This is a genomic window from Hoeflea sp., from assembly GCF_984452065.1.
The window spans coordinates 1-5,844 of record NZ_CFHWAF010000200.1; the positions used below are offsets into that span (position 1 = coordinate 1).

A 5,844-nucleotide genomic window follows, 5' to 3' on the forward strand; every position below is an offset into this window, starting at 1 on the left:
GCGTTGAAGCGACGGAGCATGTCGGACCCATTACCGTCTGGCGCAAGGACCTGCGCCGGGGGTCGGGCGGCGCCGGCATGTTTCGCGGCGGCCTCGGCCAGACCATCGAGATCGAGCCGCGCGCGGGATACGACTTCTACTTCAACGCCATGTTCGACCGGGTCGAAAACCCGGCACGCGGGCGTGAAAACGGAACCCGGGGCGGCGAGGGCCGCGTCGAATTGACGGACGGGACGCGATTGAAGAGCAAGGGCCGGCAATTGGTGCGCAACGGTGAGCGCCTGCGGCTCAGCCTGCCGGGCGGCGGCGGTTATGGCGACCCGCGCGCACGGGCAAGGGATCTGGTGGAGGCCGATCTCAGCGCCGGGATGATCACGCCGGAGCAGGCAAAGAGCGATTACGGCTATGATGATTAAGGAGACGGCGCAATGACCGACAAACCACTCGCACTTGTAACCGGCGCCGCCCGGGGTATCGGGTTCGCCTGCGCGCAGGCTCTGGCGGAAGACGGCTTCCGGATCATCGTCTGCGATATCAATGCGCCGGGTGCCTCGGCGGCGGCGGAAAAGCTCGGTGGCGGACATGTCGGCATCGGATGCGATATGGGCGATATCGGGCAGGTCAACGCCATGTTCGACGGGATCGAATCCGAGCACGGCCCGCTGGAGGTTCTCGTCAACAATGCAGGCATCGCCATGCCCGGCGATTTTCTCGAATACGATATCGAGGCCTTCGACACGGTCATGAACGTCAATCTGCGAGGCGTCTTCGTGGCCATACAAAGGGCGGCGAAATCGATGGTCGCCAACCGGATCGAGGGTGCGATCGTCAACATGTCATCCATCAACGCGCAGGTGGCGATCCCGTCGATACCGGCCTATTGCGCATCCAAGGGCGCTGTCATGCAGCTGACAAAAGTGGCGGCGCTGGCGCTGGCACCGCACAATATCCGCGTCAACGCGGTCGGCCCCGGCTCGATCGACACCGAGATGATGGCCGGCGTCAACGCCAATCCCGAGGCCATGAAGATGGTCATGTCGCGCACGCCGCTGAAGCGCATCGGCACGCCGCGGGAAATCGGCAACGTCGTCGCCTTTCTCGCAGGCCGCAAGGCAAGCTACGTGACCGGTGAGACCATCTATGTGGATGGCGGCCGCATCGGCATGAACTACACCTGCTGAGGCTGGGGCGATGTCGCGCTATCACGAGACCTATGCCGCCTGGAAAGCCGATCCGGTGGACTTTTGGGGAGACGCCGCGGCGGCAATCGACTGGTTCAAACCGGCCGAGCGCGTCTTCGATCCGGATATCGGAGCCTATGGGCGCTGGTTCCCCGGCGCGCTTTGCAACACCTGCTACAACTGCGTCGACCGTCATGTCGAGGCGGGGCACGGCGAGCGCACGGCGCTCGTTTACGACAGTCCGGTCACGAGCACAGTCAAGCGCTTCACTTTCCTGGAACTGCAAAACCAGGTCGGAGCGCTGGCGGCCGTGATGCGGGAAAACGGCGTTACCGCCGGCGACCGCGTGATTATCTATATGCCGATGGTGCCCGAGGCCGTTTTCGCGATGCTTGCCTGCGCCCGCCTCGGTGCGGTGCATTCCGTCGTCTTCGGCGGCTTCGCGGCGAATGAGCTGGCGACGCGCATCGACGATGCAACGCCGAAATTTATCATATCCGCGTCCTGCGGTATCGAGCCGAACCGCGTCGTTGCCTACAAGCCGCTTCTTGACGAAGCGATAGAACTGGCAACGGCGAAGCCGGAACGATGCCTGATCCTGCAACGCGAGGCGCTCGCCTGCGAGCTCATAGCAGGACGGGACCTTGATTATGCCGAGGCGGTCGGTGCCGCGCTTGCCGCCGGCACGTCCACGGAATGCGTTCCGGTGGCGGCAACCGACCCGCTCTATATCCTCTACACGTCAGGAACCACCGGCCAGCCGAAGGGTGTCGTCCGCGACAATGGCGGGCACATGGTGGCGCTTCGCTGGACGATGCAGAACCATTACGGCGTTCAGCCGGGCGAGACGTTCTGGGCGGCCTCCGACGTCGGCTGGGTCGTCGGGCATTCCTATATCTGCTACGGCCCGCTGCTGCAGGGCTGCGCGACGGTCCTTTATGAAGGCAAACCCGTGGGGACACCGGATGCGGGCGTTTTCTGGAGGGTGATTCAGGACCATGGCGTGGCGGCGCTCTTTACGGCGCCGACGGCCTTTCGTGCGATCAAGAAGGAGGATCCGTCCGGCTCCCTGATCGCCCGTTACGACCTTTCGAAATTCAGGACGCTGTTTCTCGCCGGCGAGCGGTCCGACCCTGCCACCATCGAATGGGCGCAGGCCCATTTGCAGCGGCCGGTGGTCGACCATTGGTGGCAGACCGAAACCGGCTGGCCGATGTCGGGCAACCCGGTCGGCCTCGGCCTGCTGCCGATCAAACCCGGCTCGCCCGGCGTGCCGATGCCCGGCTACGATATTCAGGTGCTCGACGATGGCGGCCTTGCCGTGCCCGCCGGAACGCTCGGCAACATTGTCTGCAAACTGCCGCTTCCCCCATCCGGCTTTCCGACACTCTGGAATGCGGAGGAACGGTTCCGGAAAGCCTATCTGGACGAGTTCCCCGGTTACTACGCCACCGCCGATGCGGGCATTATCGACGAGGACGGCTATGTCTTCATCATGGCGCGCACCGATGACATCATCAATGTCGCCGGTCACCGCCTTTCCACCGGCGCGATGGAAGAGGTGATCGCCGGCCATCCGGTCATTGCCGAATGCGCGGTGGTCGGTGTTGCGGACAGCCTCAAAGGGCAGATACCGCTCGGCTTCTACGTCACCAATGCGGGCGCGCAGTTCGATCCCGAGGACCTCGAACGCGACCTTGTCGCCCTGGTGCGGGAAAAGATCGGTCCCGTCGCCGCCTTCAAAACGGCGGTTGAGGTGGCGCGTCTTCCCAAGACCCGCTCCGGCAAGGTGCTGCGCGGCACCATGCAGAAAATTGCCGACGGCGACGCCTGGAAGATGCCGGCGGCCATCGACGATCCGCTGATCCTGGACGAAATCGGCGCCGCCCTGGAGGCGCGGGGCCTGCTGGGTTGACGGCAGATGCGAGACGGTGTGTTTGATGCTCGCGGCCGCGGGCGAAAAGCGTCATCGTAACGCTGCAACGGACACGCGCTAAGGGACAACGGCGCCGGCACGTCTCAGCGTACCCCAGATGCGGGATTGCAGGTCCGGTGTGTCGCCGGTGCGCCGTCGTGCGACGATGTGCATGTCCAGGCTGCCGAACTGCTCGCTGAGATCGGTAAGCCGCCCGTCCTTGAGATCGGCCTGGGCCAGGGCCTCGGGGACCCATGCGACACCGACGCCCGCTGTTGCCATCTGCATGGCCGCAAGCGTCAGCGCCGTCTCGGCGACGATGTTGAGCCGGCATTGGCGTTCGATGCGCGGAAAGATGTATCGCTCGATGGCATTCCCCAAAAAGACATCGGCGGGATAGGCGATCATGTCGAGATCGCCCATATGAAAACGCCACAGCATCTGCCTTGCCTTGTCAGCCTTGTAAACCGGAACAAGATTCTCGTCGGCGATGAAGGCCTCTTCCGTGATCGCGTCCCGGTCGTCCGGGCTGTCGGAGGCAAGACTGTATGTGATCGAAAAGTCGGCCTGTCCCGTAAGCAAAAAGGCGTCGCACTCATCGAGATTGGCCGAACGCAAACGCACATGCGCCTTGCCGAGGCTGGAAACCAGCTTGACGATCTGCGGCCCGAGCGATGCCGTGATGGCGTGCTGGCAGGCAACGACGACCAGGCGCGAACCCGACCGGCTCTCGGTCTGGATCTGCTTGATCAGATTGCGCTGGTGCCGGGCCGCCTCGCGCAGTTCTTCCTCATGATTGCGCAAGGCGATGGCGGGCTGGTTGGGCTTGGACCGCCGATCGATCAGAACGACGTCCAGGAGCAGCTCAAGCGTCTGGATGCGCCGCGAGAAGGCGGACTGCGAAATGTTGCGCACGGCCGCCGCCTCGACGACGGAGCCGGTGTCGAGCAGTGCAATGATGTCATCGAGCCAGTCGATTCTCATGATGTCTCCAGGACAATATGCAATTTTTGCATGTTTTATACCGAAAATTGCATTTGAACCCACATAAACACCGTGCCAACATAAGCTGAATAATCGAAAGGGAGAAACAATCCATGCATTTTTCGCGTTTTCCGCGCGTGTATCTGGCACACCTGCCGACGGCTCTCGAGCCGATGGACCGGCTTTCAGAAGCGCTCGGCGGTCCGCGCATCTGGATCAAGCGCGACGATTGCACGGGCCTGTCGACCGGCGGCAACAAGACGCGAAAGCTCGAATTCCTTATGGCGGAGGCGGTGGCAGAGGGCGCCGATCTTGTCATCACCCAGGGCGCGACCCAATCCAATCACGCCCGCCAGACAGCCGCCTTCGCCGCGCGCATGGGCATGGATTGTCATATCCTCCTGGAGGACCGCACCGGATCCGAAGACGCCAATTACAACAGCAACGGCAATGTGTTCCTGGACTATCTGCATGGCGCAAGCGCCGAGAAGCGCCCCGGCGGCGTTGATATGAACGCCGAGATGGAGGCTGCCGCCGAGAGGTTCCGTGCCCGAGGGCGCAAGGTCTACACGATTCCCGGCGGCGGCTCGAACCCCACCGGCGCCCTCGGCTACGCCAATGCCGCCATGGAGCTGGTGCAGCAGGCCAATTCGATGGACCTGGAACTCGACCGGATCGTTCATGCAACCGGAAGCGCGGGCACGCAGGCCGGCCTGATCGTCGGTCTGAAGGCGATCAACGCCGATATTCCGCTGCTTGGCATCGGCGTGCGCGCGCCCAAGCCGAAACAGGAAGAGAGCGTCTACAACCTTGCCGTCGCAACGGCCGAGAAACTTGGATGCCCTGGCGTGGTCCGGCGTGAGGATGTCGTTGCCAACACCGACTATGTCGGGGAGGGCTATGGCATTCCGACGCCGGAGTGCCTGCAGGCGATCGAGATGTTCGCCCGCCTTGAGGGGATCCTGCTCGACCCCGTCTATTCGGGCAAGGGCGCGGCCGGCCTGATCGACCTGATCCGAAAGGGAGAGCTGTCCGGGGACGAAAACATCGTCTTCCTGCATACCGGCGGCGCGGTTGCGCTGTTCGGCTACACCGACGCCTTCGGCTATGGCGGCAAGACCGATGCTTTCGGCTATGACGAGCCGGTCATGCAGACCGCAGGCTAAATGGAGACGCTGTTGACCCCGTTCCGCGGCAACTTCACCCAACAGAAAGCGATACCGGATGCTGCGGTTGCGGCCGCCGTAGACGTCATGCGCAGCGGCCGCCTGCACCGATACAACACGCAAGGCGATGAACCGAGCATCGTTTCCAATCTCGAACGCGCCTTTGCGGACTATCAGGGCGCCAGATACTGCCTGGCCTGCGCGTCCGGCGGATATGCGATGTCGCTGGCCCTGCGGGCTGCCCTCGTCGAACCGGGCGCGCCCGTCCTTACCAACGGTTTCACGCTGGCGCCCGTCCCTGGCGCAATCGCCGGCGTCGGTGCCAGACCGGTGCTTGTGGAGATCACCGAAGATCTGGTCATCGATCTTGACGATCTGAAACGGAAGATCGTCTCGACCGGTTCCAGGGTGCTGTTGCTTTCCAACATGCGGGGCCATCTGTGCAATATGGACGCGCTTGTCGCCATGCTTGATGAAACCGGGGTCGTTCTGCTTGAGGATTGCGCACATACGATGGGCGCGCGCTGGAATGGACGGCTGAGCGGCGGTTTCGGGCTGGCCGGATGCTTTTCGACACAGACATACAAGCACATCAATT

The 5,844-nt window shown here is 63.1% G+C and carries 6 protein-coding genes; 5 read left to right on the forward strand and 1 reads right to left on the reverse strand.

Translation table 11 applies throughout. The annotated features are described in order from the left end of the window. The 3 genes from AC5E6N_RS22815 to AC5E6N_RS22825 form a co-directional block, all read left to right on the forward strand. Positions 1 to 416, forward strand: a 416-nt coding sequence (locus AC5E6N_RS22815) for a hydantoinase B/oxoprolinase family protein (RefSeq protein ID WP_491749958.1), incomplete at its 5' end; no start/stop codon positions are given. Positions 417 to 428: 12 nt separating this feature from the next. Then, a complete protein-coding gene (locus AC5E6N_RS22820) occupies positions 429 to 1,181 on the forward strand; it encodes an SDR family NAD(P)-dependent oxidoreductase (protein WP_491749959.1) in 753 nt (250 codons plus the stop codon). Positions 1,182 to 1,191: 10 nt separating this feature from the next. Next, positions 1,192 to 3,096, forward strand: a complete 1,905-nt coding sequence (locus tag AC5E6N_RS22825; RefSeq protein WP_491749960.1) for a propionyl-CoA synthetase — start codon at positions 1,192 to 1,194, stop codon at positions 3,094 to 3,096. A gap of 78 nt (positions 3,097 to 3,174) precedes the next feature. Here AC5E6N_RS22825 and AC5E6N_RS22830 read toward each other — a convergent pair whose 3' ends face one another. Beyond that, the gene (locus AC5E6N_RS22830; RefSeq protein WP_491749961.1) at positions 3,175 to 4,080 is read right to left on the reverse strand and encodes a LysR substrate-binding domain-containing protein; all 906 of its coding nucleotides are present in this window, start codon (positions 4,078 to 4,080) and stop codon (positions 3,175 to 3,177) included. Between the two features lie 113 nt (positions 4,081 to 4,193). On the opposite strand from AC5E6N_RS22830, the gene cuyA reads away from it, so the two are divergent. Together cuyA and AC5E6N_RS22840 are read left to right on the forward strand one after the other, a co-directional pair. After that, positions 4,194 to 5,246, forward strand: a complete 1,053-nt coding sequence (gene cuyA, locus AC5E6N_RS22835) for a D-cysteate sulfo-lyase (protein WP_491689452.1) — start codon at positions 4,194 to 4,196, stop codon at positions 5,244 to 5,246. Between the two features lie 12 nt (positions 5,247 to 5,258). Next, positions 5,259 to 5,844, forward strand: a 586-nt coding sequence (locus tag AC5E6N_RS22840) for a DegT/DnrJ/EryC1/StrS family aminotransferase (protein ID WP_491749962.1), incomplete at its 3' end; no start/stop codon positions are given.

Excerpts from the sequence above, each read along its gene's own strand:
- cuyA (WP_491689452.1), top strand. The coding sequence starts at position 4,194 with ATGCATTTTTCGCGTTTTCCGCGCGTGTATCTGGCACACCTGCCGACG.
- AC5E6N_RS22820 (WP_491749959.1), top strand. The coding sequence starts at position 429 with ATGACCGACAAACCACTCGCACTTGTAACCGGCGCCGCCCGGGGTATC.
- AC5E6N_RS22825 (WP_491749960.1), top strand. The coding sequence starts at position 1,192 with ATGTCGCGCTATCACGAGACCTATGCCGCCTGGAAAGCCGATCCGGTG.
- AC5E6N_RS22830 (WP_491749961.1), bottom strand. The coding sequence starts at position 4,080 with ATGAGAATCGACTGGCTCGATGACATCATTGCACTGCTCGACACCGGC.